This window comes from Streptomyces nojiriensis, from assembly GCF_017639205.1.
GTDB classification, from domain to species: Bacteria; Actinomycetota; Actinomycetes; order Streptomycetales; family Streptomycetaceae; genus Streptomyces; species Streptomyces nojiriensis.
Window position 1 is genome coordinate 1964870 of sequence record NZ_CP071139.1, and the last position, 25799, is coordinate 1990668.

At 72.2% G+C, this 25799-nt stretch carries 20 protein-coding genes and 1 riboswitch; of the genes, 10 read left to right on the forward strand and 10 right to left on the reverse strand.

All coding sequences use genetic code 11. From position 1 onward, the window contains the following. Positions 1-6 precede the first annotated feature (6 nt). Both JYK04_RS09200 and JYK04_RS09205 read right to left on the reverse strand, forming a co-directional pair. Positions 7-957 carry an NAD-dependent epimerase/dehydratase family protein gene (locus JYK04_RS09200; RefSeq protein WP_189748501.1) on the reverse strand — a complete coding sequence of 317 codons (951 nt, stop codon included), beginning with the start codon at positions 955-957 and terminating at the stop codon, positions 7-9. Further along, positions 954-1649 carry a ScbR family autoregulator-binding transcription factor gene (locus tag JYK04_RS09205; protein ID WP_189748503.1) on the reverse strand — a complete coding sequence of 232 codons (696 nt, stop codon included), beginning with the start codon at positions 1647-1649 and terminating at the stop codon, positions 954-956. Before JYK04_RS09205 ends, JYK04_RS09200 begins: the two co-directional genes overlap by 4 nt. 102 nt (positions 1650-1751) lie before the next feature. Between JYK04_RS09205 and JYK04_RS09210 the strand changes: the two genes are divergently transcribed. Further along, on the forward strand, positions 1752-2723 hold the full coding sequence (locus tag JYK04_RS09210) for a ScbA/BarX family gamma-butyrolactone biosynthesis protein (protein WP_189748506.1): 972 nt from the start codon (positions 1752-1754) through the stop codon (positions 2721-2723). Positions 2724-2931: 208 nt separating this feature from the next. Here the strand turns inward: JYK04_RS09210 and JYK04_RS09215 are convergent, their stop codons facing one another. After that, a complete protein-coding gene (locus tag JYK04_RS09215; RefSeq protein WP_229876976.1) occupies positions 2932-3288 on the reverse strand; it encodes a zinc ribbon domain-containing protein YjdM in 357 nt (118 codons plus the stop codon). Positions 3289-3509: 221 nt separating this feature from the next. Here JYK04_RS09215 and JYK04_RS09220 point away from each other — a divergent pair, with 221 nt between their 5' ends. Continuing rightward, positions 3510-4922 carry an amidohydrolase family protein gene (locus tag JYK04_RS09220; protein ID WP_189748521.1) on the forward strand — a complete coding sequence of 471 codons (1413 nt, stop codon included), beginning with the start codon at positions 3510-3512 and terminating at the stop codon, positions 4920-4922. Positions 4923-4932: 10 nt separating this feature from the next. Here JYK04_RS09220 and JYK04_RS09225 read toward each other — a convergent pair whose 3' ends face one another. Continuing rightward, positions 4933-5760: a helix-turn-helix transcriptional regulator gene (locus JYK04_RS09225; RefSeq protein WP_189748524.1), complete on the reverse strand. Its 828-nt coding sequence runs from the start codon at positions 5758-5760 to the stop codon at positions 4933-4935. 244 nt (positions 5761-6004) lie between these two features. On the opposite strand from JYK04_RS09225, the gene JYK04_RS09230 reads away from it, so the two are divergent. The 3 genes from JYK04_RS09230 to JYK04_RS09240 all read left to right on the forward strand — a co-directional run bounded on the left by JYK04_RS09230 (position 6005) and on the right by JYK04_RS09240 (position 10305). Beyond that, the gene (locus JYK04_RS09230) at positions 6005-7201 is read left to right on the forward strand and encodes a serine hydrolase domain-containing protein (RefSeq protein ID WP_189748527.1); all 1197 of its coding nucleotides are present in this window, start codon (positions 6005-6007) and stop codon (positions 7199-7201) included. A gap of 298 nt (positions 7202-7499) precedes the next feature. Continuing rightward, positions 7500-9569, forward strand: a complete 2070-nt coding sequence (locus JYK04_RS09235) for a galactose-binding domain-containing protein (RefSeq protein WP_189748530.1) — start codon at positions 7500-7502, stop codon at positions 9567-9569. Positions 9570-9690: 121 nt separating this feature from the next. Beyond that, complete coding sequence (locus JYK04_RS09240) at positions 9691-10305, forward strand: TetR/AcrR family transcriptional regulator (protein WP_189748533.1); 615 nt, start codon at positions 9691-9693, stop codon at positions 10303-10305. 213 nt (positions 10306-10518) lie between these two features. Here the strand turns inward: JYK04_RS09240 and metE are convergent, their stop codons facing one another. Then, positions 10519-12834 carry a 5-methyltetrahydropteroyltriglutamate--homocysteine S-methyltransferase gene (gene metE, locus JYK04_RS09245; RefSeq protein ID WP_229876789.1) on the reverse strand — a complete coding sequence of 772 codons (2316 nt, stop codon included), beginning with the start codon at positions 12832-12834 and terminating at the stop codon, positions 10519-10521. A gap of 180 nt (positions 12835-13014) precedes the next feature. Next, a riboswitch (cobalamin riboswitch) is annotated at positions 13015-13243 on the reverse strand. A 215-nt stretch (positions 13244-13458) separates the two neighbouring features. Here metE and JYK04_RS09250 point away from each other — a divergent pair. Then, positions 13459-14004, forward strand: coding sequence for a hypothetical protein (locus JYK04_RS09250; protein WP_189746016.1), 546 nt, complete (start codon positions 13459-13461; stop codon positions 14002-14004). A gap of 101 nt (positions 14005-14105) precedes the next feature. On the opposite strand, the gene JYK04_RS09255 is transcribed toward JYK04_RS09250, so the two are convergent. Then, positions 14106-15863 (reverse strand): FAD-dependent oxidoreductase, encoded by a 1758-nt coding sequence (locus tag JYK04_RS09255; protein WP_373297514.1) that lies wholly within the window; start codon positions 15861-15863, stop codon positions 14106-14108. 101 nt (positions 15864-15964) lie between these two features. On the opposite strand from JYK04_RS09255, the gene JYK04_RS09260 reads away from it, so the two are divergent. Continuing rightward, entirely contained in the window at positions 15965-17137 is a 1173-nt protein-coding gene (locus JYK04_RS09260) for a SchA/CurD-like domain-containing protein (protein ID WP_189746020.1), read from the forward strand. Positions 17138-17150: 13 nt separating this feature from the next. Continuing rightward, entirely contained in the window at positions 17151-17402 is a 252-nt protein-coding gene (locus tag JYK04_RS09265; RefSeq protein WP_030011473.1) for an acyl carrier protein, read from the forward strand. 83 nt (positions 17403-17485) lie between these two features. Here the strand turns inward: JYK04_RS09265 and JYK04_RS09270 are convergent, their stop codons facing one another. The 3 genes from JYK04_RS09270 to JYK04_RS09280 all read right to left on the reverse strand — a co-directional run bounded on the left by JYK04_RS09270 (position 17486) and on the right by JYK04_RS09280 (position 20494). Continuing rightward, positions 17486-18544 (reverse strand): methyltransferase, encoded by a 1059-nt coding sequence (locus JYK04_RS09270; protein ID WP_189746022.1) that lies wholly within the window; start codon positions 18542-18544, stop codon positions 17486-17488. Positions 18545-18579: 35 nt separating this feature from the next. Further along, positions 18580-19707, reverse strand: a complete 1128-nt coding sequence (locus tag JYK04_RS09275) for a right-handed parallel beta-helix repeat-containing protein (RefSeq protein ID WP_189746242.1) — start codon at positions 19705-19707, stop codon at positions 18580-18582. A 238-nt stretch (positions 19708-19945) separates the two neighbouring features. Beyond that, positions 19946-20494 carry a DM13 domain-containing protein gene (locus tag JYK04_RS09280; protein ID WP_373297515.1) on the reverse strand — a complete coding sequence of 183 codons (549 nt, stop codon included), beginning with the start codon at positions 20492-20494 and terminating at the stop codon, positions 19946-19948. Between the two features lie 282 nt (positions 20495-20776). Between JYK04_RS09280 and JYK04_RS09285 the strand changes: the two genes are divergently transcribed. Both JYK04_RS09285 and JYK04_RS09290 read left to right on the forward strand, forming a co-directional pair. Further along, complete coding sequence (locus JYK04_RS09285) at positions 20777-21139, forward strand: hypothetical protein (RefSeq protein WP_189746026.1); 363 nt, start codon at positions 20777-20779, stop codon at positions 21137-21139. 150 nt (positions 21140-21289) lie between these two features. Beyond that, complete coding sequence (locus JYK04_RS09290; protein WP_189746028.1) at positions 21290-25192, forward strand: nSTAND1 domain-containing NTPase; 3903 nt, start codon at positions 21290-21292, stop codon at positions 25190-25192. Here the strand turns inward: JYK04_RS09290 and JYK04_RS09295 are convergent. Then, positions 25176-25745: a helix-turn-helix domain-containing protein gene (locus tag JYK04_RS09295; protein WP_189746030.1), complete on the reverse strand. Its 570-nt coding sequence runs from the start codon at positions 25743-25745 to the stop codon at positions 25176-25178. The genes JYK04_RS09290 and JYK04_RS09295 overlap by 17 nt on opposite strands. Positions 25746-25799: the final 54 nt, after the last annotated feature.

Consider the following 25799-nt stretch of genomic DNA (forward strand, 5'->3'; position numbering starts at 1 on the left):
TCGCCGTCACCCCGGGGCCGCCCCGCCTCTCTCCCGGTACCACTGAGCCGCCGGGCCGATCCCGCTCAGCGGGCCGGGGCCCGGCTCGATCCCGGCGAGCTCCCACGCCTCGTCGGCGCGGTACCAGTGGTCACCGGCCAGCAGCGTGAACTGACGCTCGCTCACCCATCCCGGAGTCGCCGCCAAGGTGTCCAGGCACCTGCGCCACGACCAGTCGACGTCCGGCCGCGCCGGCAGCACGCGGTGCTCGGCGAGGGCGTCCATGAGGTCCCGGTTGCGCACCGGCTCGGGGTGGTGGGCGTGCAGGACACCCGTGGCGCCGGCCGCGGCTCCACCACCGAGCGCGAGCGCCACGATGAGCCGTGCCAGGTCGTCGACGTCGACGAAGGAGGCGAGCCCGGCTCCTCCTCCCCACCGCGCCGGTACCCGCCGGAAGGCGTCGACGAGGGCCGGCACGGCCCACCGGTCGCCCCTCCCCAGCACGAGCCCCGCGCGCAGGACCAGTCCCCCCGCGTCGAGCACCGGCCCCTCCCCCGCCAGTCGGCCGGCGCTGGCCGCCGACACCGGGGCGGGAGTCAACTCGTACACGTCCTTACCCCGATGTGGCCCCGGACCGTAGACCGCGCAGGTGGACAGGTGGATGATCCGACCCACTCCGGCCCGCCGGGCCTCGGCCACCAGGGCCGCGGTTCCGGCGGAGTTGACCGCGGTGCACCGGTCGGCGTCCGGTCCGACGTAGGAGGCCAGGGACACCAGAACGTCCGCGCCGTCGCACACCCCGCGCAGGGACGGTTCGTCCGCCAGGTCCGCGCCCACCCACTGCGCTCCGGGCAAGGCCGCGGGGGCCTGCGTACGGGACACCGCGCGCACCTCGGCCTGCCGCCCGGCCAGCCGGCGCAGCACCGCCGACCCCACGAAGCCCGTCGCGCCGGTGACGACGACATGAGGACTGCTCACGCCCGCTTCCCCGATGCCGGCTTCGACCTCGCCTCGGGCTCCGGCTCCGGCGCCGGCTCGGTCTCGCTCGGCGGCAGCGTCAGGCGCAGCCCGCCTCGGATGTCGTCGGCGGCCACCGCGGGCAGCAGGTAGCGCCACAGGGAGGCGATCCGCTGCGGCAGGTCGGCCCGGCCGGTGGACGCCTGGGAGAAGAGCTGCGCCCCGGTGAAGGAGCTGACCAGCACCCAGGCCAGTTCGTGGTCGTCGACGTCCGGCTGGAGTTCGCCCTTGGCCCGGGCGAAGCGCAGCTGCTGGCGGAACTCCAGCACCCAGGCCTGGTAGGCGACATCGTCGCGCAGTCCGAACTCGCCCTGCTCGACGGCCAGTCGGACGCCGGCCCGGAGCACCGGATTGTGCCGGAGCTGCTCGGCGAGGTAGAGCGTGATGTCCACCAGGTGCTGCAGGCCGTCCTCCCCGGCGGGGAACTCCAGGCCGTCGCCCTGGCCGACCATGACGGCGTAGGCGAGCTCCTCCTTGGAGCTGAAGTGGAAGTACATCCCGCCCTGCGTGACGTCCGCCCGCTTCATGATCTTGCTGATGCTGGCTCCGCTGAAGCCGAACTCGTCGAAGACCTCGGCCGCGGCACGCAGGATGGCCGCTTTGGTCTGAACTGCCCTGAGTTGAGGGGCGCGTTGCTGCTTTCGTTCTGACATGGGCACCTAACTAATCTCGACAAAAAAAACGAACATCCTTTATTTTAGGACCTGCGCCGAACAAGCACCAGCTCATGTCCGACGTTCCAGGGGGGCTCAACCATGACTGTGTCCACTGATCACTCCGCCTCACCCGTCGCCGCGCTCAGCAGCGCCTTACCGCGGGAGTACGTACACAAGAGCGCACACTCGGAAGTCCTGCTCACCGGCTGGCGCTCCGTCGCGCCGGACGAGTACGTCGTCACCGCCCAGTGGCCCCGCGCCCACAGCTTCTACACACCGGACGGGGGCCACCACGACCCCCTCCTCCTTGCCGAATCGGTCCGCCAGGCCATCCCGCTCCTCAGCCACGTCGCGTACGACGTCCCCTTCGGTCACCGCCAGATCTGGGACACGTTCAGCTACTCGACGAACCCCGACGCCCTCGCCGTCGGTTCGACCCCGGCCGATATCTCACTGCACATCCGCTGCTCCGGCATCTCGCGCCGCGGTCGCAGACTCGCGGGTCTCACCATGCACGTGACCGCGACCCGCGACGGAGTGTTCCTCGGTACCGCCGAGGCCGGATTCACCAACCAGCCCGAGGCCGTCTACCAGCGCCTGCGCGGCCGGAACGCGGACCTCGACGAGGTGGCCGCCCGCACGATCCCGCTTCCGCCACCGCTGACCCCCCGCCGCGTGGGCCGCGACCGCTTCCACGACGTGGTCCTCTCCCCCACCAGCTCCACGCGGCGCGCCCAGCTCCGGGCCGATGTCAACCACCCGATCCTCTTCGACCACCCCGTCGACCACGCCCCGGGCATGCTGCTCCTGGAGGCCGTACGCCAGGCCGCGTACCGTTCCGCCTTCCCCCGGCGGGGAGTCCTGACCGATATGGAGATTCGTTTCTTCCGCTATGCGGAGCTGACCTCGGCCTGCTGGATCGAGACGCTCCCGAACGACGCCGAGGCGACCGCGCCGGACCGTCATCCCGTCCGCGTCGTCGCCCGCCAGAACGGCGAGGTGATCTTCGACGCCACCGCGGCCATCGCCACCGCGACGGCCGTCCCCCTCCGTATGTACGCCACGCACTGACCGGCCCGCCCCCGCCGGGGAAACCTTCGGCGATCCCGTCGGCTCATGAGCGCGCCGGCTCATGAGCCGGCCCCGCCGGATCGGCTCCACCTGCGGAAGAACGACGAAGGCGCCTGATCGGGACCGTGCCCGGCAGGCGCCTTCGTGCTCCGCCGACAGGCGGCCGCGTCACGCTGCGTCACGCCGCGTTGCGTTGCGCCAGGTCGATTCAGACCTTCCTGACCACGCTGGACTTCAGCTGCATCGGGCCGAACCCCTCGATCCTGCAGTCGATGTCATGGCCGTCGACGCCGTCCACCAGGCGGATGTTGCGCACCTTCGTGCCCGCCTTGATGCCGGACGGGCTGCCCTTGACCTTCAGGCCCTTGACCACCGTCACGGTGTCGCCGTCGGCCAGTACGTTGCCGACCGCGTCCTTGATCACCCGCTCCTCGGAGTCACCGCCGGACTCGCCGGGCGCGAGCGGCCATTCGTGCCCGCACTCGGGGCAGACCAGGAGCGCCCCCATCTCGTAGGCGTACGCGCCCGCGCATGCGGGGCAGGGAGGCAGCTGGTTCTCAGTCACCCCGACAGTATATTTCAGGGCCATCGCCGCAGGTCGGCGCCCGATCCAGGGCGGCGGGCCGCGTATCACCGGGCGCGAGGGCGCACTCGCCGCGTGGACGGCGCGGGCCGCCGCCGCCCCGTGAGCCTGGGTGCGGCGCACCCGGGCAGCGCGCGGCCTGGTCGCCATCTCGCCGCGGGCCGAGGCTGAGGGTCCACACCCCTTCACGGCAGGACCTCCGCATGCCCCGCAACGACACCACCAGCACCGCCGTCCTCGACCGGATCCGGCTCCGGTCCGCCGATCCGGCACGGCGCGTCCTGTTCGCCGGCGCCACGATCGTCACGATGGACCCGGACCTCAAGATCCTCGACCACGCGGACCTGCTGGTCGTGGGCGATACGATCGCGGCGGTCGGGCCCGGTCTGAACCGGGACGGCGCGGTGGTCGTCGACGCCACCGACACGATCCTGACGCCCGGCTTCGTCGACACGCACCGGCACGCCTGGCAGACCCAACTGCGCAGGATCATGCCGGACGTGGACAATCTCGGCGGCTACGTCTCGTCCACGCTGGCCGGCTACGCGCCGGTCTACCGGCCGCAGGACATGTACGTCGGGACCCGCCTGGCCGCCCTGTCCGCCCTCGACAGCGGCATCACCTGCATGCTGGACTTCTCCCACAACGCGCGCACTCCCGAGCATTCGGACGCCGCCGTGCAGGCGCTGCTGGACACCGGCATCCGCGGCGTCCACGCCTCCATGGGGCCGCACTTCGGGGAGTGGGACCGGCAGTGGCCCGGCGATCTGGCCCGGCTCAGGCAGCGCTGGTTCGGCAGTGACGACCAGCTGCTTACCCTGCGCGTGGCCGCACTGGCCACCGAGGAGCTCGCAGGTCCCGCTCTCGCGTACGGCCCTGGACTCGCACGGGCGGCCCGTGATCTGGACGTCGGGGTGAGCGTGGACGCGGTCTTCGGCGCCCCGTCCTCCCGCGCGGTGCTGCAGTGGGCGGCGGACGGCCTGCTCGGCCCCGGCCTGACCCTCATCCACGCCACCGGCCTGACGCCGCGGGCCTGGAGGGCGATCGGCGAGAGCGGCACCACCATCGCCCTGGCCCCCACCTCGGACGCGCAGATCGGACTGGAGACCGCGGTACCGGCGGTCGACGAGGCCTTGGCGGCCGGCATCCGGCCGGGACTGAGCATCGACGTCGAAGTCGCCCTGGCCGGCGACATGTTCACGCAGATGCGGGCCCTGCACACGGTCCAGCGGATGCGGGCGGTGAACGCCGCCTACGGCACCGGCGGGCAGCCGGTGCGCATCACCACCCACGACGTCCTGGACTTCGCCACCCTCCAGGGCGCCCGGACCAACGGCCTGGACGCGGTGACCGGCTCCCTCACCCCGGGGAAGAAGGCCGACCTGCTGGTCATCCGCGCCGAGGACCTCAACAACATGCCCCTCAACGATCCGATCGGGACCGTCGTCCTCGGCTCGGACGCCCGCAACATCAGCGCCGTCCTCGTGGCCGGCACGCCCCGCAAATGGAACGGGCAGGTCCTGGACGTGGACCTGCCCGCCCTGCGCGAGGAGGTCCGGGCCTCCCGTACGTACGTGCTCGGCGCCGCGGGCGGCCCGGCCGCCGGGCGGTCATGAGGTCCGGCGGTCAAGACGTCCGGCGGGTGGCGTGCGGGCTGCCGAGCAGGGTGAGGCCCCGGGCGCTCGGGCTGCCCGGTTCGGCGTGGTAGACGACCAGTTGCTGCCCCGGCGCTCCGAGCACGGCGAAGGACTGGAAGCCGAGCGTGAGCGGTCCGATGTCGGGGTGGTCGAGCTCCTTGGTGTCGTGGGTCTTGCCGCGGACGGTGTGAGCGGCCCAGAGTTCCGTGAACTCCGCACTGGCCTGTCCGAGTTCACGGATCAGCGCCCTCAGCCGCGGGTAGTGCGGATCGATTCCGGCCGCATGGCGCAGGCCGGCCACCACCGCCTCGGCCGCGCGGTCCCAGCGGACGAAGAAGGACCGGGCCACGGGGTCGAGGAACGTCATGCGCGCGAGGTTGTCCCGCTGCGCGAACGGGGAGAACAGCGCGTCGGCCATCGCGTTGGCCGCCAGCACGTCGTTGGCGGGATTCAGGACGAACGCCGGGGTGCCGGCGTACCCGTCCAGCAGGTGGCGCAGGGGGGCGCCGACCGACTCCCGCGGCTGCGGCCGGTCGCCGTCCGGGGCGGCGCCCGCCAGCCGGAAGAGGTGTTCCCGGGCCGCTTCGTCCAGGCGCAGGGCGCCGCTGATCGCGTCGAGGATCTGCGGGGAAGGGCCGCGTTCGCGCCCCTGTTCCAGCCGGGCGTAGTAGTCGCTGTTCATGCCGGCCAGGACGGCGACCTCCTCGCGGCGCAGCCCTGCCACGCGGCGCCGTCCGTAGGAGGCGAGTCCCATGTCGTCCGGCCGCAGGCGTGCGCGCCGGGCACGCAGGAAGTCTCCGAGATCGCTGCTGGTCACGGCTTCAGGTTAGAGGGTGCCCGCGAGCGGGTGCCTGGGTGCGGCGCACCCGGGCAGCCGTCGCGCCGAGCCGCCGACGGGATCGGGAGGTGCGAGGGGGCGGGCTCGTCCGGGTGGCTGAACTCCCGTTCGTAATTGGCGCGTTCCCGCTCATTCCGACGGCCGATCGACCTGATGATCTTGCGTAGGCTCGTGTCGTCCGACCTGCACCACCCCCCACCGGAGGAGCATCGTGCCCCTGCCCATGAACCGTCGTCTTGCCCTGAGTGCGGCCCTGCTGGCGGTGATGGCCGCCGTGGCTCCGGCGACCACCGCGCACGCCGCCGCGACCACCCCCGACCTCGAAGCGCTGACCCAGGCGTTGCGGAACACGACCGCCGCCGGTGCGCCGGGCGCCCTGGCCCGTTTCAGCGGACCCGACGGGGTCAGCGTCCGGACCGAGGGGGTGCGCGACAGGACCACGGGCTCGGCGATGGACCCGCAGGCCCGCTTCCGGATCGGGAGCGTCAGCAAGAGCTTCTCCTCCGTCGTCCTGCTGCAGCTGGTGGACGAGGGCCGGATCGGTCTGGACAGTCCCGTCAACCAGTACCTGCCCGGACTGCTGCCCGACGACCGGATCACGGTGCGTCATCTGCTGAGCCACCGCAGCGGCCTGGCGGACTACACGAACGCCATGTTCGAGCACACCGTGCCCGGCTTCGAGGCCGTGCGCAACAAGGTGTTCAGCTACCAGGAGCTGGTGGACCTCTCGCTCCGCGAGCCCCGGACGACCGAGCCCGGCGTCGCGTACAAGTACTCGAACACCAACTTCGTCGTCGTCGGCATGCTCATCGAGAAGGCCACCGGCAACGGTGTGGCCAAGGAGTACGAGCGGCGCATCATCAAGCCGCTGAAGCTGCGCAACACCTCCTACGTGCACCCCAGTACGCAGATCAAGGGGCTGCACACACGCGGTTACCTCCACCCCGACGAGGCCGGCGCGCCGCTGGTCGACTCCACGGAGCAGACGGTGTCGTGGGCCCAGTCCGCGGGAGCGGTGATCTCGAATCCCGCCGATCTGAACACCTTCACGTCCGCGCTGCTCGGCGGGCGGCTGCTGCCCGCACGCACGCTGGACGCCATGCTCACCATGACGCCGACCGACACCACGAACACCCGGTTCTACGGGCTCGGCCTGCGCCGGTACGACCTGTCGTGCGGCACCTCGGTCTACGGGCACACGGGCACCGTGCAGGGCTTCTACACCTACGCCTTCTCCACCCGCGACGGGAGCCGCTCCCTCTCGGCGATGGCGAACACCTCGAACAAGGGCGAGGCGAACACGGCCCTCGGCGGAACCCTCGAAGCGGCGTTCTGCGGCAAGCCGGCCCCGAAGGCCGCGGCACGCGGATTCGGGATCGCCCCGGCCGAGATGGACCTGCTGGAGCACAGCGCGCGCTGACGCCCCGGCGCCGTCGCCCCGGGCGGGGCGGGGCGGACCCGGCTCGCGCGCTCCTGCGCATACCGCGCCGAGCCGGGCCGGGCCGCCCGGGTGCGTGGACCTTGTGAAGGAACGGTCCATCTGATGAATCATCAGGTCAGCTGTCCCGGACTATTGACTCTGTCGATGGCAGTCGCGATTCTCGTCCCATTGTTTGTGGGGTCCATGACAAGTCACGCCTGTGGCCGTGGCACGTCGTGCCCCCCGAACGGATCCGGCTCCCCGACCGCGCCATCCGGCTGACCTTAAGACGTGAGTGATGACCCTTTCTCGACACACGCACCACAGGCGTAGGCCCCTGGCGGTCCTGTCATTGCTCCTCGCCGTGGTGGCCATGGTGCTGGGCCCCGTACCCGCTTCCGCCGCCGACCCCGGCTGGTGGAACCCGGTCGCGCGGCCCGCACCCGACTCCGACATCAACGTCACGGGCGAACCCTTCAAGGGGACCGACTCCCAGGGACGGGTCCGGGGCTTCGTCGACACGCACGACCACCTGATGTCCAACGAGGGCTTCGGCGGCCGCCTCATCTGCGGCAAGCCGTTCTCCGAGGCGGGGGTGGCCGACGCGCTCAAGGACTGCCCCGAGCACTACCCCGACGGCACCCTCGCGATCTTCGACTTCATCACCAAGGGCGGTGACGGCAAGCACGACCCGAACGGCTGGCCGACCTTCAAGGACTGGCCCGCCCACGACTCGCTGACCCACCAGCAGAACTACTACGCCTGGGTCGAGCGGGCCTGGCGCGGCGGTCAGCGCGTGCTCGTGAACGACCTCGTCACCAACGGCGTCATCTGCTCGGTCTACTTCTTCAAGGACCGCGGCTGCGACGAGATGACGGCCATCAGGCTCGAAGCGCAGAAGACCTACGACATGCAGGCCTACATCGACAAGATGTACGGCGGTCCGGGCAAGGGCTGGTTCCGGATCGTCACCGACTCCGCGCAGGCCCGCGACGTCGTCCAGCAGGGCAAGCTGGCCGTGGTCCTCGGGGTCGAGACCTCCGAGCCCTTCGGCTGCAAGCAGATCCTGGACATCGCGCAGTGCAGCAAGGCGGACATCGACCGCGGCCTGGACGAGCTGTACCGCCTCGGGGTGCGCAGCATGTTCCTGTGCCACAAGTTCGACAACGCCCTGTGCGGGGTGCGCTTCGACGAGGGCGCCCTGGGTACGGCCATCAACGCGGGCCAGTTCCTGTCGACCGGGACCTTCTGGAAGACGGAGAAGTGCACCGGTCCCCAGCACGACAACCCCATCGGGCTGGCGGCGGCCACGCCCGCGGTGCAGAGCAAACTCCCGGCGGGGGTGGCGATCCCGTCCTACGCCGCCGACGCCCAGTGCAATACGCGCGGACTCACGGAACTCGGCGAGTACGCGGTGCGCGGCATGATGAAGCGCAAGATGATGCTCGAGGTCGACCACATGAGCGTGAAGGCCGCGGGCCGGTCCTTCGACATCATGGAGTCCGAGTCGTACCCGGGTGTGATCTCCTCGCACAGCTGGATGGACATGGACTGGACCGAGCGGGTCTACAAGCTCGGCGGCTTCATCGCCTCGTACATGAGCGGCGCCGAGGGGTTCAGCGCCGAGGCGAAGCGGACGGACGCGCTGCGCGACAAGTACAACGTCGGCTACGGGTACGGCACCGACATGAACGGCGTCGGCGGCTGGCCCGGACCGCGCGGGGCCGACACCCCGAACCCGGTGCGCTACCCGTTCCGCAGCACCGACGGCGGCTCCGTCATCGACCGGCAGACCACCGGCTCGCGTACGTGGGACCTCAACACCGACGGCGCCGCGCACTACGGTCTGGTCCCCGACTGGATCGAGGACATCCGCCTCGTCGGCGGCCAGGGCGTCGTGGACGACCTGTTCAAGGGCGCCGAGTCCTACCTGACCACCTGGGGGAACTCCGAGAAGCACAAGTCCGGGGTGAACCTCGCCACGGGCTCCCCGGCCTCGGCGTCGAGCGCGGAGTGGTGGAACCCCTTCGTGAACTTCTCCCCGGGCCGGGCCGTGGACGGGGACTCGGGCACCCGCTGGGCCAGCGAGTGGAACGACAACCAGTGGCTGCGCATCGACCTCGGGTCCGCGAACCGGGTGGGACGCATCACCCTCGACTGGGAGGCCGCGTACGGCAAGGCGTACCGCATCGAGGTCTCCACGGACGACACGAACTGGCAGACCGTCTGGTCCACGACCGCCAGTGACGGCGGCCTGGACACGGCACGGTTCTCCGGGGTGCCGGCCCGCTACGTCCGCATCCAGGGACTCCAACGCGGCACCAAATGGGGGTACTCGCTCCACGAGGTCGGCGTCTTCAGCAGCTGATCCCGCCGAGCGGAAGACCAGGGGCCGGGGCCGGCCGGATCTGCTGATCCGGCCGGCCCCGGCCGCAGTGGCACCACGCACCACGCACCACGCACCGCAGCACGAACCGAAAGGAACGCCCATGGCACGGATGCCCTCGGCCGAGCGGCGCCGCCAGCTGACCGAGGCCGCCATCCGCGCGATGACCCGTGACGGCGTCGCCGCGACGACGACCCGGTCGATCGCCGCCGAGGCGGGCGTGTCCCTGAGCATCTTCCACTACTGCTTCGACTCCAAGCAGGCCCTGCTCGAATCCGTCATCGCGGCGATCACCGACCACAGCGTCGCCCTGGTGAGGGAGGCGATCCAGCCGAAGGCCACCCTCCGGGAGACCGTCCGGGCGGGCTTCCAGGCGTACTGGGACCATGTGTCCGCCCATCCGGGCGAACACATGCTCACCTACGAACTCACCCAGTACGCCCTGCGCCGCCCGGACTTCGAGCACCTGGCGCGGCGCCAGTACGAGCGGTACTGCGACACCTACACCGAACTGATCGAGCAGCTCCGGCACCACATGGCCTTCGAACTCCGCGTACCCGTGGGCGTGCTGGCCCGCTATCTGGCCGCCATGACCGACGGGCTGACGCTGAACCACCTCGTTCTCGGCGACGACAGGATCTCGGCGGACATCCTCGACGTGATCACCGACCACGTCGCGGGCCTCGTCGGCGACGACGGTCCGGAGGAGACGGCCTAGGCCGTCTCTTTCGGATCTTGTCGGATGAGCCCGGGTCGTCCGGTGCGGTGCATCTCCCCCAGCTACCGCTGGGAGGTGCCCCCGGGCGGAGGGGCGCTCGTGTACTGGACGTACTCGAGTGCCCCGACAACCTGGGGGTCCCCCCGGACGGAGTCTGGGGGATGAGGTGCCGTGCCGGGCGGGCCGGGCCCGGCAAGATCCGGAAGAGACGGCCTAGACCTCGGCGCGTACCTGCCGGGCCGCCTCGACCAGGTTCTCCAGGGAGGCCCTGGTCTCCGGCCAGCCCCGGGTCTTCAGGCCGCAGTCGGGATTGACCCACAGCCGCTCCGCCGGGATGGCTCCCAGCCCCTTGCGCAGCAGGGCCGTCGCCTCGGACACGGAGGGAATCCGCGGCGAGTGGATGTCCCAGACGCCGGGGCCGACCTCGCGCGGGTAGCCGGCGCCCGCGAGCTCACCGGCGACCTGCATGTGGGAACGGGCGGCCTCCAGGCTGATGACATCGGCGTCGAGGTCCTCGATGGCCTCCACGATGTCGCCGAACTCGGCGTAGCACATGTGCGTGTGGATCTGGGTGTCCGGGCGCACTCCGGCGGTGGTCAGCCGGAAGGACTCGGTGGCCCAGGCGAGGTAGGCGGCGCGGTCCGCGGCCCGCAGCGGGAGCGTCTCGCGCAGGGCGGGTTCGTCGACCTGGATGACCGCGGTGCCGGCCGCCTCCAGGTCGCCCACCTCGTCGCGCAGGGCGAGCGCCACCTGGCGGGCGGTGTCGCCGAGGGGCTGGTCGTCGCGTACGAAGGACCAGGCGAGCATGGTCACGGGGCCGGTCAGCATGCCCTTGACCGGCTTGGACGTCTGCGACTGCGCGTACGTGGTCCAGCCCACGGTCATCGGGTCGGGGCGGGAGATGTCGCCGGCCAGGACGGGCGGGCGGACGTAGCGGGTGCCGTAGGACTGGACCCAGCCGTGCCGGGTGGCCAGGTAGCCGGTGAGCTGCTCGGCGAAGTACTGGACCATGTCGTTGCGTTCGGGCTCGCCGTGCACCAGGACGTCGATGCCGGCCTGCTCCTGGAAGGCCAGGACCTCCCGGATCTCGGCCCGGATGCGGTCCTCGTAGCCGGCGGTGTCGATGCGCCCGGCCCGCAGGTCGGCACGGGCCGTGCGCAGTTCGGTGGTCTGCGGGAACGATCCGATCGTGGTCGTCGGAAGCGGCGGGAGCCCCAGGTGCGCCCGCTGGGCGGCGGTCCGCTCCGCGTACGGCTGCGCGCGCCGCCCGTCCGCCTCGGTGACGGCGGCGGTGCGGGCCCGGACCGCCGGATCGCGGGTGAGGGCGGAGCCGGCGCGGGAGGCCAGGTCGGCCCGGTTGGCGGCGAGTTCGGCGGCGATGGCGTCCGTCCCGAGGGCCAGGCCCCGGGCGAGCGTGGCGACCTCCGCGGTCTTCTGGCGGGCGAAGGCGAGCCAGCGCCGGACCTGCGGGTCGATGTCCCGTTCGGCGGTGGCGTCCAGCGGCACGTGGAGCAGGGAGCAGGAGGCGGCCACGTCCACCCGGCCGGCGAGCCCCAGGAGGGTGGCGAGGGTGCTGAGGGACTTCTCGTAGTCGTTGATCCAGATGTTGCGGCCGCCCACGACACCGGCGACGAGGCGCTTGCCGGGCAGGCCCCCGACGGCGGCGAGGTCGTCGAGGTTGGCGGCCGCGGCCCCGGTGAAGTCCAGGGCGAGTCCTTCGACGGGTGCCTTGGCCAGCACGGGCAGGGCCTCGCCGAGCCGGTCGAAGTAGGAGGCGACGAGCAGCTTGGGCCGGTCGGTCAGGCCGCCGAGCTCCCGGTACGCACGGGCGGTGGCGGTCAGCTCGGCCGGGGTGCGGTCCTGCACCAGGGCGGGCTCGTCCAGTTGCACCCATTCGGCTCCGGCGGCCCGCAGGTCGGCCAGGACCTGGGCGTAGACGGGCAGCAGCCGGTCGAGCAGGGCCAGCGGTTCGAAGTCGGCGCCGACGCCGGGGGCCGGCTTGGCCAGCAGCAGGTAGGTGACGGGTCCGACCAGGACGGGGCGGGCGGTGTGGCCCAGCCCGAGCGCTTCCGTCAGCTGGGCGACCTGCTGGGTGGAGTCGGCGGTGAAGACGGTGTCGGGGCCGAGTTCGGGCACCAGGTAGTGGTAGTTGGTGTCGAACCACTTGGTCATCTCCAGCGGGGCCACGTCCTGGGTACCGCGCGCCATCGCGAAGTACCCGTCGAGCGGGTCGGCCGCGACGGCCGCCCGGTGCCGCTCGGGTACGGCGCCGACCATCACGCTGGTGTCCAGCACGTGGTCGTAGTACGAGAAGTCGCCGGTCGGCACCTCGGTGATGCCGGCGTCGGCGAGCTGCTGCCAGTTGCTGCGGCGCAGGTCGCGGGCGGTTGCCCGGAGGGCGTCGGCGGTGGTGCGGCCCTTCCAGTAGCCCTCGACGGACTTCTTCAGTTCGCGGTTCTGGCCCTGGCGGGGGTAGCCGTACACGGTGGCCACGGTGGGCCGTGCGGCGGCGGGGGTCGTGCGGGTCACGGAACTCTCCTTCGCGAGCGTTCTCCTGTGGACCCGGTGCGGGGCCGAGGGCGCGAAGGGATGACGGACCGGGCGGATCCCGACCGGGTACGGGTGCGTGCGGCTGCACGTGCCCGCGGTCGTCCGCCTGATGTGTCGCCGACCCGCCCACGAGGTCACCGGGGTTTCCGTGCGCGATCGGTCGCGTACGGGCAACGGGCAGGTCTTCGGACTCGCGGGCGCGTCCCGTCGTACGGATGCCGTACGAGACTCCTACTGGCCGTCGCTTCCCAGGCCCGTCCGGGCCCAGTGCGTATGACGGCGGTCGTTCCCGCTCACCGCTGCGGGGCAGTCCCGGATTCCCACCGGGTTCCCTCTTACGACGCATCCCGCCTGGCGGACGGGGCGAACCAGCTGCCCGGCCAGAGTAGACGGCGTTCCCCGCCGGCGCGCGGAGTTGTCCGGCATCCGGATGCCGAGGTGAGACATCGGGGGGGCGAAATTCGGCCATGGAGTGAATTGCGTCACTGAGGCGGGAGTTGTGTCCCCCTTGTCCGTTTACCGGATCGAACTACCCGGTCAGGGCAGTACGTTGCAGCTCTCAGCATCGAGACCGCTCGATGACCACCGGAAGACCGAGGAAGTATGGCTGGACCGGTCCCGCGCTCCGCACTCGCCCTGCGCGCCGCCCTGGTGTCCGCGGTGGCATGGGGCGGCCTCACCGCGTGTGCCGCCGACGAGGAGAAGCTGCAGTACGCGACCGACTACGCGGGGCACGAACCGCTGGGCGTGGTCGGGTACCCCACCTCCGAGTCGCTGCACATCACCCAGAAGCTGATCTGGCGGCTCGCCGACGGCAAGGCCGAGCAGGTGGAGTCGCTCGCCGCCGACCCCGACGACGCGAAGGGGGACGTCGAGCGGACCGCGCGGAACTGGATCCGGTCCTTCCACGAGGGGGCCAAGGGGAAGGTGACCGCGGAGTTCTACGACGAGGGCTCCGTGCGGCAGGTCGTCGTCGTGTACTTCCACGACACGGGCCAGACCAAGTCGTTCGTGGTGCGCCTCACCGGAAGCACCGGAGAGGACGGCTGGCGCGTGACCATGCGGGAGCCGGACCCGAAGCAGGCCTCGGCATCCCCCGACTGGGTTCCGAGGACACCCGGGGCCCTCGGCTCGAAGACGGCGCGATGACCCGGCGCCGGTCCGGCACCGCCACGAGGTGAAGGGCGCCGTCCCGCGGATCACTCCGCCGGACGGCGCCCTCGGTGTCCGCGGGCACGGGAGCGCTCGGATCAGGACCGGTCCAGCAGCGTGGTCAGGACCTCGTGGAGGACCGCCGCCGGATCCGCCACCGCCTGCGCCGAGCGCCAGGCCACGAAACCGTCCGGGCGGACGAGGATCGCACCCTCCGCGGTCGTGCCGTGCACCTCGGTCCAGTCGCCGCCGTTCGCCGGGATCAGGTCGGCCTCCGGGCCCGTGCCGATCGCGTACACGTCCAGGGGCAGGCCCAGCTGTTCGGCGACGGACCGCCCCGCGGCACGCCACGGCGTGCCCTCGGAGCACAGCAGGACGAAGGAGCGCTCGTAGAGGTCCACGGTGGACTTCGGGTCCGGATCCCCCGGACCGCAGAGCCACATGTGCGGTGCGCGGCTGCCCGGATCGCCGCAGAGCCGCATCCGTTCGGGCACCACGGGCTGGTCCGGGTCGGCTCCCAGCACCACGCCGTGGTTGTAGCGGTAGCCCATGGCCACGGAGAGGACCCCGCCCTGCCGGCCGCCGCCTCCCGGCACGGGGTCCTGCCCGGCCGCGGGCGTGGGGGCGGGCGTGGACGCCGACCCCGGGGCGGGCGTGGACATGGGCTCGGGGTCGGGCTCGTACCCCGGGTGGCTGTGCTCCGCCGACCGCGCCGAGGCGCGCTCGCTCGTCGCCCGGGCCACCGGCAGCCGCTCGGCCTCGTAGGTCTGCAGCAGCCCCGGCCCGGCCGAACCGTCCAGCACCATGGCGAGCTTCCAGGCGATGTTGTGGGCGTCCTGGATGCCGGTGTTCGAGCCGAACGCCCCGGTGGGGGACATCTCGTGGGCGGAGTCACCGGCCAGGAAGACCCGGCCGACCGCGTACCGCTCGGCGACCCGCTCGGCGGCGTGCCACGGGGCCTTCCCGGTGACCTCGACGTCCAGATCGGGGGCGCCGACGGCCCGGCGGATGTGCTCCACGCAGCGCTCGTCGGTGAAGTCCTCCAGCGTCTCGCCCCGGTCCGGGTGCCAGGGCGCGTGGAAGACCCACCGCTCGCCGTTGTCGACCGGCAGCAGGGCCCCGTCGGCATCGGGCTTGGTCAAATAGCACACGATGAAACGCCGGTCGCCGACCACGTGGGCCAGCATCCGGGAACGGAAGGTGATGCTCACGTTGTGGAACAGGTCCCCGGAGCCGCTCTGGCCGATCCGGAGCGCCTCCCGCACGGGGCTGCGCGGCCCGTCGGCGGCGACGAGGTAGTCCGCGCGCACCGTGCTGTGCTCCCCGGTCTCCCGGTTCTTCACGATCGCGGTGACCCCGCCCGGGTCCTGGTCGAAGGAGAGGAGTTCGGTGGAGAACCGCAGGTCGGCCCCGAGTGTGGGGGTCACGGACATCAGGACCGGCTCGATGTCGTTCTGGCTGCACAGACACCATGCCGCCGGACTGAAGCGCGCGAGCGCGCCACCCGGGTCGATTTCCTCGAAGAGCCACTCCTGGTCGTCACCGGTCAGCGAGCCGCCCTGCATGATGCCGTGGTTGTCCGCCAGGACCGAGGCGGCCTCACGGATCCGGTCCTCGACACGGGCGACCCGGAACAGTTCCATCGTCCGTACGTTGATACCGCGTCCGCGTGGGTGCATCGAGGTACCCGCGTGCTTCTCGACCACCATGTGCGGGATGCCATGCCGGCCGAGGAAGAGCGAGGTGCACAGACCCACCAGCGAGCCGCCCACGATGAGGACCGGGACGTGGTGGTCGACGTTTTCCTTCATGGGTCTTCCATGCCCTGTACGAGGCCGGTTCCCTCGCTCGTTCACCCGCTTGGTTCTCTCCTCTCGCGCCGCAGGGATTACGGGACAACGATCGGTTCGGGTGGCGCCGCCCGTGGCGACCGTGTGGTCTCGAAGGAGTGTGAACGATGACAACCTTGTCGGAACGGATATCCCAGTCCGCCTTCGACGGCTCGAGACTTCGGGTCGTTCTGCTGCTGGATCTGTACGACGGTGCGCAGAATCAGTTCCTGGAGGTGTACGAACATCTCCAGAAGCAGGTGTCCTCCGTCCCCGGACACATCAGCGACGAGTTGTGCCAGTCGATCGAGAACCCGTCCCAGTGGCTCATCACCAGCGAATGGGAGAGCGCACCGCGGTTCCTGGCCTGGATCAACAGCGAGGAACACGTCGCGTCGGTGCAGCCGCTGCACGGCTGCGTGCGGGACACCCGCTCGCTGCGTTTCAGCGTGCTGCGGGAGATCGGCAAGGGGCCGGGCCCCGGCTCCCACTCCCCCACCGGCCCGCCGTCCGCCGCCGCCTCTTCACCGGCCGCCGCGGACCGGGCCCGGGGCGGCCTCCAGGTCGCGCCGCGGCGCGGTGACGGCGTGGTCCGCCACGCGCTCACCTTCACCGTGAAACCCGGCAGCGAGCCGGTCGTGGCGGAGCTCCTGGCCGGGTACACGTCCCCGCAGGCCCAGGTCGACGAGAGCACCCGGCTGCGCCGCACCTCGCTGTTCATGCACGGCAACCGTGTCGTGCGGGCGGTCGAGGTCGAGGGCGACCTCCTCGCGGCCCTGCGCCATGTGGCCCAGCAGCCCGAGGTACGGGCGCTGGAGGAGGCCATCAACCCGTACCTGGAGCAGGACCGGGATCTCAGCGACCCCGGATCGGCCCGGATGTTCTTCACCCGTGCGGCGCTCCCCGCGGTGCACCATGTCGCGGCCGGCGGCCGCGAGCCCGCGGACGTCAGGCGGCACGCCCTCTTCTACCCCGCGAAGGACGGGTGCGGCATGGCGCTCGCCCGGCTGCTCGCCGGGCAGGACGAGGCGGCCGTGGACGATCCGACGAGCCCCATCGAGGGCAGCACCGTCTTCCAGCGCGACGACATCGTCGTGCGCCTCCTCGACCTGCGGGGCCCGCTCGACGCGCGGCCCGCGCTGGCCCTCGGCGTCGAGGGCGGCCACAAGGCGGCCGTGCTCGCCCGGCTGCTCGACAGCGCCAAGGACGGCGTCCCCACCACCGACCAGGAGATCTCACGCTTCCTCGCGCGCTCTGAAATGCGCCTGATCACCGACCGGCGTGCGCCGGCCCAAGACTGAGGAGTTGTCCGTCATGACCGCTCGACTGACCATGGAAGAACTGGCCGCCCTGATGAAGAAGGGTGCCGGCGTCACCGTCGACCCCGCGGACATGGCGAGCCGCCCCGACTCGGGCTTCGACGAGTGGGGGCTCGACTCCCTGGGACTCCTCGGCATCGTCGGTGAGCTGGAGAACCGGCACAGCCGGCCGCTGCCCGCCGACGCGGACCGCTGCAAGTCGCCGCGCGAGTTCCTCGACCTCGTCAACAGCGCCCTGGCGGCCTGACACCGACGCCCGGGAACACCGCGGACACCCTCGAGACCGGCTTCGTGCCGGTCTCGAGGCGTTGGGTCCTATGCCGGCCGGCATCACCCGGGCACGGTGCACTCGAACGCGTGCAGGTACGCGTTGACCGGACGGATCTCGCCGATCACCAGCCCGGCGTCCTGCATGCGGGCGGTGAGGCTGGCCTTGGTGTGCTTCGCGCCACCGACGTTGAGCAGCAGGAGCAGGTCCATCGCCGTGGTGAACTTCATCGACGGGGTGTCGTCGACCAGGTTCTCGATGATGACGACCCGGGATCCGGGGCGGGCCGCGTCGACGACGTTGCGCAGGGTCCTGCGGGTGCTGTCGTCGTCCCACTCCAGGATGTTCTTGATGATGTACATGTCGGCGTCGACCGGGATGGCCTCGCGGCAGTCCCCGGGGACGATGTCGGCCCGTGCGGCGAGCGGACCGTCCTCCCGCAGCCGCGGATCCGCCTTCGCCGCCACGCCCGGCAGGTCGAGCAGGACGCCCCGTACCGTCGGGTGCTTCTCCAGCAGGCTCGCCAGCACGTGACCCTGGCCGCCGCCGATGTCCGCGACGACCGAGATCCCGGTGAGGTCGAGGAGCTCCGCGACGTCCAGCGCCGACTGCATGCTGGAGGTGGTCATGGCCCGGTTGAACACGTGGGCCGAATCGTGCGCGTCCTGGTGCAGGTAGTCGAAGAACCCCTTGCCGTACAGCTCCTGGAAGACGCTGCTGCCGGACCGGACGGCGTCGTCCAGCCGCGGCCAGGCCTGCCACGTCCAGGGCTCCGTGCACCACAGGGCGATGTAGCGCAGGCTGTGCGGGTCGTCCTCGCGCAGCAGCCGCGACATCTCCGTGTGGACGAACTGGCCGTCCTCCGTCTCCGCGAAGATCCCGTAGCAGGACAGGGCGCGGAGCAGCCGCTGCAGGGGCAGCGGCTCGGCGCCGACCGCGGTGGCGAGTTCGGCGGCGGAGGCGGGCGACTCCCCGAGGGCGTCGGCCACCGCGAGGCGGGCCGCGGCCCGTACGGCGGCGGCGCAGGCCGCTCCGAAGACGAGCTCGCGCAGGCGCATGGCCGGCTGGGGGGTGTGCTGGGGGGACGGGATCGGGGTCGGGGTGGGACTTACCGTGGTCATGAGGTCTCGATTCTGCTGATCAGGGGGGTCACGCGTCAGCACATCCCGGCCGGTACGGAGGATGCGCACCGGTTGTTGACGAACTGGTTGCCGGTTCCGGTCCCCTGGTTGGCCAGGTCCGCCGGCTTGTTGTCGCGGACCACGTTGTCCCGGATGACGTTGTCGGTGTTCGTCGCGCCCACGAAGCTCTTGAACAGCAGGATTCCGCCCGACAGCGGGGAGGCTCCGACGTTCCCGCGGATGTCGTTCGAACGCACGACCGTCTGCTCGGCCCCGGTGAGGACGATGCCGACGCCCTGGATGTCGGGCAGGCGGCTGTTGCCCTTGCAGAACTTGTTGTTCTCGTGGATCCGGTTGTTGCGGATGGTCATGTCCCCGGCGCCGGGCTCACCCTCGTCGCCGACGACGAAGACGCCGCCGCAGTTGCCGGTGAGGGTGTTGCCGTAGACGGTGAGGTTCCGCACGCGCCGGACGGTGACGCCGATCCGGTTGCCGGTCAGCGTGTTCCTGCGGACCACGGCGCCCAGGGTGTCGGTGGCGCCGCCCTCCCGGTCGACGGTGTTGGCGATGAAGAGGCCCGACTCGGCGTTGTCGCGGGCGGTGTTGTCGCGGAAGAGCCCGCGGGTGGACCGCTCCTGGGCGATGCCCCAGGTGCCGTTCTTCTCGGAGATCACCCGCTGGACGCTCAGCCGGTCGGTGTAGGAGGCCCAGATGCCGTTGCGCTTGAAGCCGGAGACGGTCAGCGACCGGATGTCCACGCCGACGACGGGCTGCTCCGCCGTCCCCATGACGCAGATTCCGGAATCGGCCTGCGAGCAGGCGAGCGCCCGGCCGGACGGGGCCGTCGCCGCGGCCGGCGCCTTGGCCGCTCCGGGTGCCACCGGCGCCGCCGCCGCGCCGGAGGCCGGCGGCGCCACGGGCGCGACCGGCGTGACCGGCGTGACCGGCGTGACCGGCGGCTTGATCACCGTCCGGGCACCGAACCCGCGCAGGGTCAGCCGCTTGGTGATCAGCACGTTCTCGTAGTAGGTGCCGGGCATCACGGTGATGATGTCGCCCGGCCTGGCGTAGTTCACCGCGTCCTGGATCGAGTCGCCCGGGTGCACTCTGCGTCCTGCCTCGGCGGCGGCGGTCGGCGCGAGCACGCCGAGACCCGCGGCCATGACGACTGCGATGCACGTGAGGGACTTGATTTGTCGGTTCGTCACGATGCCGAAGTTATGGGCGATTACGACCTATTTCCACACCGCATGGGCGGATGGGTACATCCCGTGGGCAAACGGCCGCATTTTGCCGTCCGGAGGAGTGGATAGTCGTACTCCGGGAGACGGCCGAACGGGGTGACGCCGGGTCAGTCCCGGGCCCACGGCGTGTCGCCCGGCCCGGACGGCCCCCGGCGGGTCACACGGCGGTGAGGCTCGCCGCTCCGAAGGAGACGTCGAAGCGGTCGCACCAGATGGTGACGCTGGTGAACTCGGCGACGTTCACGTCGGCGGGAACCGGGTAGTTCTGGTCGCCCTTGTTGCCCTTGAGCTTGCCGAGGCTCACGTGCTTGCCGTCGTCGAAGACGCGCCAGCCCGCGACGCCCTCCTTCACCGGGGCATCGGCCAGCCACACCCGCAGGTCCGGGCCGTTGCTGGTGTCGAGGTTCGCAAGCCGCAGGGTGTGGGACCCGTCGGGGAGGCGGATGAGCTCCACCGCTCCGGTGGTGGCGTGCTCGTGGCTGATGAGCGTCCCGCGGGCGACGGTCACCGGGGCGGCCTGGGCACCCGGTACGGCCGCGGGCGCGCCCGGGCCCGACGGCGCGGCGGCGGCCGGGAGCGCCTCGCGGACGGTCTCGTCCTGCCACAGCTTCCACGGCTGCAGCCAGTACAGCGCCACTGCCACCACCACCGCGGCCGCGATCGCCGCTCCACCCCACAGCCGTCCGCGCCGCCCTGTCCGTGTCACTGCCGTTCCCTCTTCCTCGCCTCGTCCGTCTCCGGGAGGTGCCCGGCCGGCCGGACACCCCCTGTGATTCAACGCGGCCGGGCCACCGCGCGCCATGCCCGAACCGATGACGAAAGTCTTACGCCGCCCCACCCGGGCGTTGCCCGCCGCTCCGCGTTAGGGCTGGTGGCAGGGGGTTTCCCGGGCGCTGCCGCGATGGGCGACGGGCAACCCGTCGACCCCGGTCGGGGCCAGGGGCAGGCTGGAGCCGTCAGTACGAGGCACGCACCACAAGGGGAAGTCATGCGCAAGATGTTCCGCGGCGCCGCCGCGCTCGCCACCTCCGTCGTCGCCGTGATCGCGCTCAGCGGTTCGGTCGAGGCCAAGCCGGCCGACGCGTGGGCCGGCTGCCCGGACGGGGCGGTCTGCATCTACCCTCAGAACCAGAACCCCGCCGTCAAGCCAACGCACGTCTTCTACACCTACGGGGCGCACAACCTGAGCAATCAGGTCGGGAACCACTGGGTGCTCAACAACCAGTACGGCGGTGCGACCGCAAATCTGTGCACGGGTTCCGGAGGCTCGGGCTGCGGCAGCCCCATCGCCGCCAAGACCGGTGTCTACGCCGACCTCACACCCGTCAACTCGGTCCGGCTGAACCCGTAGCGACGCCCCCTCAGGGGCGGCGTGCGGAGCCGCCCGCCAGGCGGCTCCGCGTACTCGTGTGCTGGTCATACCGGTTCGAAGAGGCGGTCGTCCGCCCCACCCCCGCTGTAGCCTGGGCGCTCCCGTACCGCTGCCTGGGCGCGCACTGCCATGGGGGATGTCTTGGGGGATCCGGACCACCGGCGGAAGACCGACGGCCACCACGAGTCCGACGACGCCGCGATGCCCTTTCCCGCACAGCTGAGACGTCTGCGGGTGCAACGTGGTCTGTCCCTCGCGGACCTCGCCCGGCAGACGCACTACAGCAAGGGCTATCTGAGCAAGATCGAGACAGGCTCGAAGCGCGTCACCGTCGACGTCGCGCGACGCTGCGACGAGGTACTGCGGGCCGGGGGTGAACTGGTGCGGATGGTCCGGGAGACGGGTCCGCGCGGCGCCGACGGCCGCGGCGACGGCGGCAGCTCCGGCCTGGGCGACGCCGGCGCGCAGGCCGGCGCCCGGGCCGACGGCGAATGCCCCTACCGGGGCCTGCCCGCCTTCACCGCACGGGAGGCCCGGTGGTTCTTCGGGCGGGACCGGGCGACGGCCGAGCTGATCGAGCGGGTCTTCGAACGGGTCGGCGACGGGCCGCTGATGCTGCTCGCCCCGTCGGGCGCGGGCAAGTCCTCCCTGCTGAACGCCGGTCTCGTGCCGGCGCTGCGCGGAGGCGGTTTCCCGATGCCGGGTTCGGACACCTGGCCCGTGCTGCGGTTCACGCCCACCGCGCACCCGCTGGAGGAACTGCTGGACTGCGCCGCGAAGGCCCTGGGCGGCGATCCGGGCGTCACCGTGGACGAGCTCCGGGACCGGCCGCACGCGCTGCTCGAAGCCGTCCGGCGGCACTCGGGCGGCCCCGCGGCGGACGGCCCGGACCGGACGCCGCCGCCCCCGCGTCCGGTGCTGCTCGTCGACCAGTTCGAGGAGCTGTTCACGCTGTGCTCCGACGAGGACGAGCGGCGCGCGTTCGTCCGGGTGCTGTGCGCGCTGGCGGCCGCGCGCCGCGAACCGGACGGCCCGGAACCGGGCGGTCTCGACCCCGCCGTCGTGGTGCTCGGCGTACGGGCCGACTTCTCCGGGGACTGCCTGGACCTGCCGGAGCTGGCCCAGGTCTTCACCCGGGGTCTGTTCGTCCTGCCCCCGATGTCCCTCGCCGAGCTGCGGGAATCGATCACCCGCCCGGCGGAGCTCGCCGGACTCACCCTCGAACCCGGCTTGTTCCCGCTGCTGATGCGCGACGCCGGACTGCGCGACGACCAGCCCGACCGGACCCCCTCCGGGGTGCTCCCCCTGGTCTCGCACGCCCTGCTGGCCACCTGGCGCCGGCGCGAGGGCGCCACCTTGACCGTCGACGGGTACGAGCGCACCGGCGGCATCCAGGGGGCGATCGCCCGCACCGCGGAAGAGGTGTTCACCGGCCTGTACCCGGCCGAGCAGAACACGCTCCGCCGCGTCCTGGTGCGGCTGGTGCACGTCGCCGACGGTACGGGGGCCACGCGCCGCCGGATGAGCCGGACCGCCCTGATGGAACAGCTGGCCGACGCGGGCCCCGCCGCGGCCGCGCTCGACACCTTCGTCCGGGCGCGCCTGATCACCATGGACAGCGACACCGTCGAGATCACCCACGAGGCCCTGCTGCACGCCTGGCCGCGGCTGCGCGGCTGGATCCGCGCCGACCGGGCCGGGCTCCTGGTCCACCAGCAACTGGCCCACGCCGCCGCCGAATGGGAGCGCGAGGGTCGCGATCCGTCGGCGCTGCACCGCGGGACCCGCCTGGAGACCGCCCGGACCTGGGCCGACGAGCACGACGGCAGGAGCCGGCTCGGCCCGCTGGAGGCCGCCTTCCTGCGGGCGAGCCAGGAGGCGCAGGACGGCCGTGAGCGGCAGGCCGGACGTCAGGTGCGGCTGCGGCAGTGGACGCTGGCCACGCTCGTGGTCCTGCTGGTCCTCGCGGTGGGCGCGGGCGGGCTCGCGTACCAGCAGCGCGCGGGCGCGCTCGGCCAGGAGCGCGTCGCCCGTTCACGTGCGCTCGCCCTGCAGTCCGCGGCGCTGGCCGCGGGCCGCCCCGAGGCCTCGATGCTGCTCGCCGGGGAGGCGTACCGGACCTCGGCGACGAGCGAGGCCCGCGGGGCGCTGCTGAGCACCCAGTCCCAGCCGTTCGTCGCCCGTCTGGGCGGGCACGGCGGGCCGGTCAACGCGGTGGCCTTCGGCCCGGGCGGCGACACGCTGGCGACGGCCGGATCCGACGGGACGGTGACGCTGCGGCGGGTGGCCGACCGCCGGACGATCGCGACCTTCACCCTGCCCGGGCGGGTGCGCGCGGTGGCCTTCAGCCCCGACGGCTCGACGCTCGCGGCCACGTCGACGGACGGGCCGGCGCGGCTCTGGGACACGACGGACCGGGGCGCGGGGGCGCAGCTCCCGGCGAGTACGGCGGGCGCCCGGGCCGTGGCCTTCGCGCCCGACGGGCGGAGCCTGGCCGTCGCCGGTGCCGACGGGACGATCGGGCTGTGGGACGCCGCCGGGGACCACCGCGCCCTCGGATCCCTCACCGGGCACACCGGGCGGGTGAACGCCCTGGCGTACGCCGCCGACGGCCGGACGCTGGTGTCGGCCGGCGCCGACCGGACCGTACGGCTGTGGGATCCGGTGGCGGCCGGTGCGCAGGCCGTCCTCACCGGGCACACCGACGAGGTGCTGGGCGTGGCCTTCGCCCCGGACGGCCGTACGGTCGCCACGGGGGGCGTGGACCGCACGGTACGGCTGTGGGACGTGGCCGGGCGCCGGACGACCGCCACGCTGACCGGGCACAGCGACGACGTCAACGGTGTCGCCTACACCCCGGACGGGACGACGGTAGTCAGCGCGGGCGGCGACGGTACGACCCGGCTGTGGGACGTGGCCGGGGGCCGGGCCACGGCCACGCTCGCCGGGCACACCGACTACGTCCTCGGGGTGGCCGTGGACAGCGGTGGCGCGATGCTGGCCACGGCCGGTTTCGACCAGTCGGTGGTGCTGTGGGACCTGCGGGGCGCGGTACTGACCTCGCGGCCGTTCACGGAGATCTGGCACGCCGCGTACAGCCCGGACGGGAAGTGGCTGGCGACCGCGGAGTCCGATCACGCGGTGCGGCTGTGGGACGTGGCGGGGCGCCGGGTCCTGGCCACGTTCGCGGGGCACAGCGAGTCGGTGTTCTCGGTGGCCTTCGCGCCCGACGGGCGGACGCTGGCCTCGGCCGGCTCCGACGGCACGATCCGGCTCTGGGACACCGCGGCGCGAGGCCGGTCCGCCGTGCTCGACGGCCACGCCGGGACGGTGTTCGCGGTGGCCTTCTCCCCGGACGGGCGGAGCCTGGCCTCCGCCGGTTCCGACGGCACCGTACGGCTGTGGGACGTGGCGGGGCGCCGCCCGCTCGCCGTCCTGACCGGTCACACGGACTTCGCCAACGACGTGGTGTTCAGCCCCGACGGGCGCACCCTGGCCAGCGCCGGGGACGATCTGACGGTCCGTCTGTGGGACGTGGCGGGGCGCCGCCCGCTCGCCGTCCTCACCGGCCACCGGGGTGCGGTGCGCGGGGTGACCTTCAGCCCGGACGGCCGGACCCTGGCGAGCAGCGGCAACGACGGGACCGTACGGCTGTGGGACGCGCGGCGCCACCGCTTCGAGGCCGCGCTGGCCGGGCACACCGGATCCGCCCGGGGCATCGCCTTCTCCCCCGACGGCCGCACGCTCGCGAGCAGCGGCAACGACCGGACGGTCCGGCTGTGGGACGTGGCCGGGCGCCGGACGGTGGCCGCGCTGTCCGGCCATGCGAACGCGGTGTGGGGCGTCGTGTTCGCTCCCGACGGGCGGACGGTGGCCAGCAGCAGTACGGACGGCACCGTACGGCTGTGGGACCTGGACGTCGGGGCGCGGCTGGCGGCGGTCGACGGCCTGCGGACGTCCGGATCCGCGGGGTGGGACGGGGGTCCGGCCCGAGAGGGTGCCCTGCCGGTCTGGCTCAGGCGTTCGCGATGACGAGCAGGGTGCGTGCCGCGGCCGGGCCCGACAGGCGGCAGCGGTGCGGGACTTCGCCCCGGTGGTGGGCGCTCTGGCCCGCGCGCAGGGTCAGCGCGTCCTCGCCCTCGACCTCCAGGACGATCTCGCCCTCCAGGACGTAGAGGAAGTCCTCGCCGGGGTGTTCGAACCAGCCGCGCTCGCCGCGGCCGGGCTCGAAGTGGTGCTCGTAGGCCTCCATCAGGGTGCTGCGCCCGCCGGGGATGAGCACCTGGGCGATCTGTCCCGCGGCCTCGCTCACGCGGATCACCTGGGGGTCGCTCTCGTGGCTGACGGCGCCGGGCCGGTCGGGCGGCCGCAGGAAGGTGCCGGGGGTGACGTCGAGGGCCTCGGCGATCCGGTAGATCGAGCTGAGGCTGGGCGTGGCCAGCCCGCGTTCCAACTGGCTGAGGAAGGGCTGGGAGAGGCCCGAGCGGGTGGCGAGTACGGCCATGGAGACGCCGCGCTGTTTGCGGCAGCCGCGGATCACCCGTCCGACCTCGATCGCTTCGGGCGTGGGTTCTGGGCGAGACACGCAGGTGAACGTACCCCATCGGGTCCGCCGGGCCGGAGGGCCGCGGGAGGTTTC

Excerpts from the sequence above, each read along its gene's own strand:
- JYK04_RS09205 (WP_189748503.1), bottom strand. The coding sequence starts at position 1,649 with ATGTCAGAACGAAAGCAGCAACGCGCCCCTCAACTCAGGGCAGTTCAG.
- JYK04_RS09210 (WP_189748506.1), top strand. The coding sequence starts at position 1,752 with ATGACTGTGTCCACTGATCACTCCGCCTCACCCGTCGCCGCGCTCAGC.
- JYK04_RS09220 (WP_189748521.1), top strand. The coding sequence starts at position 3,510 with ATGCCCCGCAACGACACCACCAGCACCGCCGTCCTCGACCGGATCCGG.
- JYK04_RS09230 (WP_189748527.1), top strand. The coding sequence starts at position 6,005 with ATGAACCGTCGTCTTGCCCTGAGTGCGGCCCTGCTGGCGGTGATGGCC.
- JYK04_RS09235 (WP_189748530.1), top strand. The coding sequence starts at position 7,500 with ATGACCCTTTCTCGACACACGCACCACAGGCGTAGGCCCCTGGCGGTC.
- JYK04_RS09240 (WP_189748533.1), top strand. The coding sequence starts at position 9,691 with ATGGCACGGATGCCCTCGGCCGAGCGGCGCCGCCAGCTGACCGAGGCC.
- JYK04_RS09250 (WP_189746016.1), top strand. The coding sequence starts at position 13,459 with ATGGCTGGACCGGTCCCGCGCTCCGCACTCGCCCTGCGCGCCGCCCTG.
- JYK04_RS09260 (WP_189746020.1), top strand. The coding sequence starts at position 15,965 with ATGACAACCTTGTCGGAACGGATATCCCAGTCCGCCTTCGACGGCTCG.
- JYK04_RS09265 (WP_030011473.1), top strand. The coding sequence starts at position 17,151 with ATGACCGCTCGACTGACCATGGAAGAACTGGCCGCCCTGATGAAGAAG.
- JYK04_RS09270 (WP_189746022.1), bottom strand. The coding sequence starts at position 18,544 with ATGACCACGGTAAGTCCCACCCCGACCCCGATCCCGTCCCCCCAGCAC.
- JYK04_RS09275 (WP_189746242.1), bottom strand. The coding sequence starts at position 19,707 with ATGGCCGCGGGTCTCGGCGTGCTCGCGCCGACCGCCGCCGCCGAGGCA.
- JYK04_RS09285 (WP_189746026.1), top strand. The coding sequence starts at position 20,777 with ATGCGCAAGATGTTCCGCGGCGCCGCCGCGCTCGCCACCTCCGTCGTC.
- JYK04_RS09290 (WP_189746028.1), top strand. The coding sequence starts at position 21,290 with ATGGGGGATGTCTTGGGGGATCCGGACCACCGGCGGAAGACCGACGGC.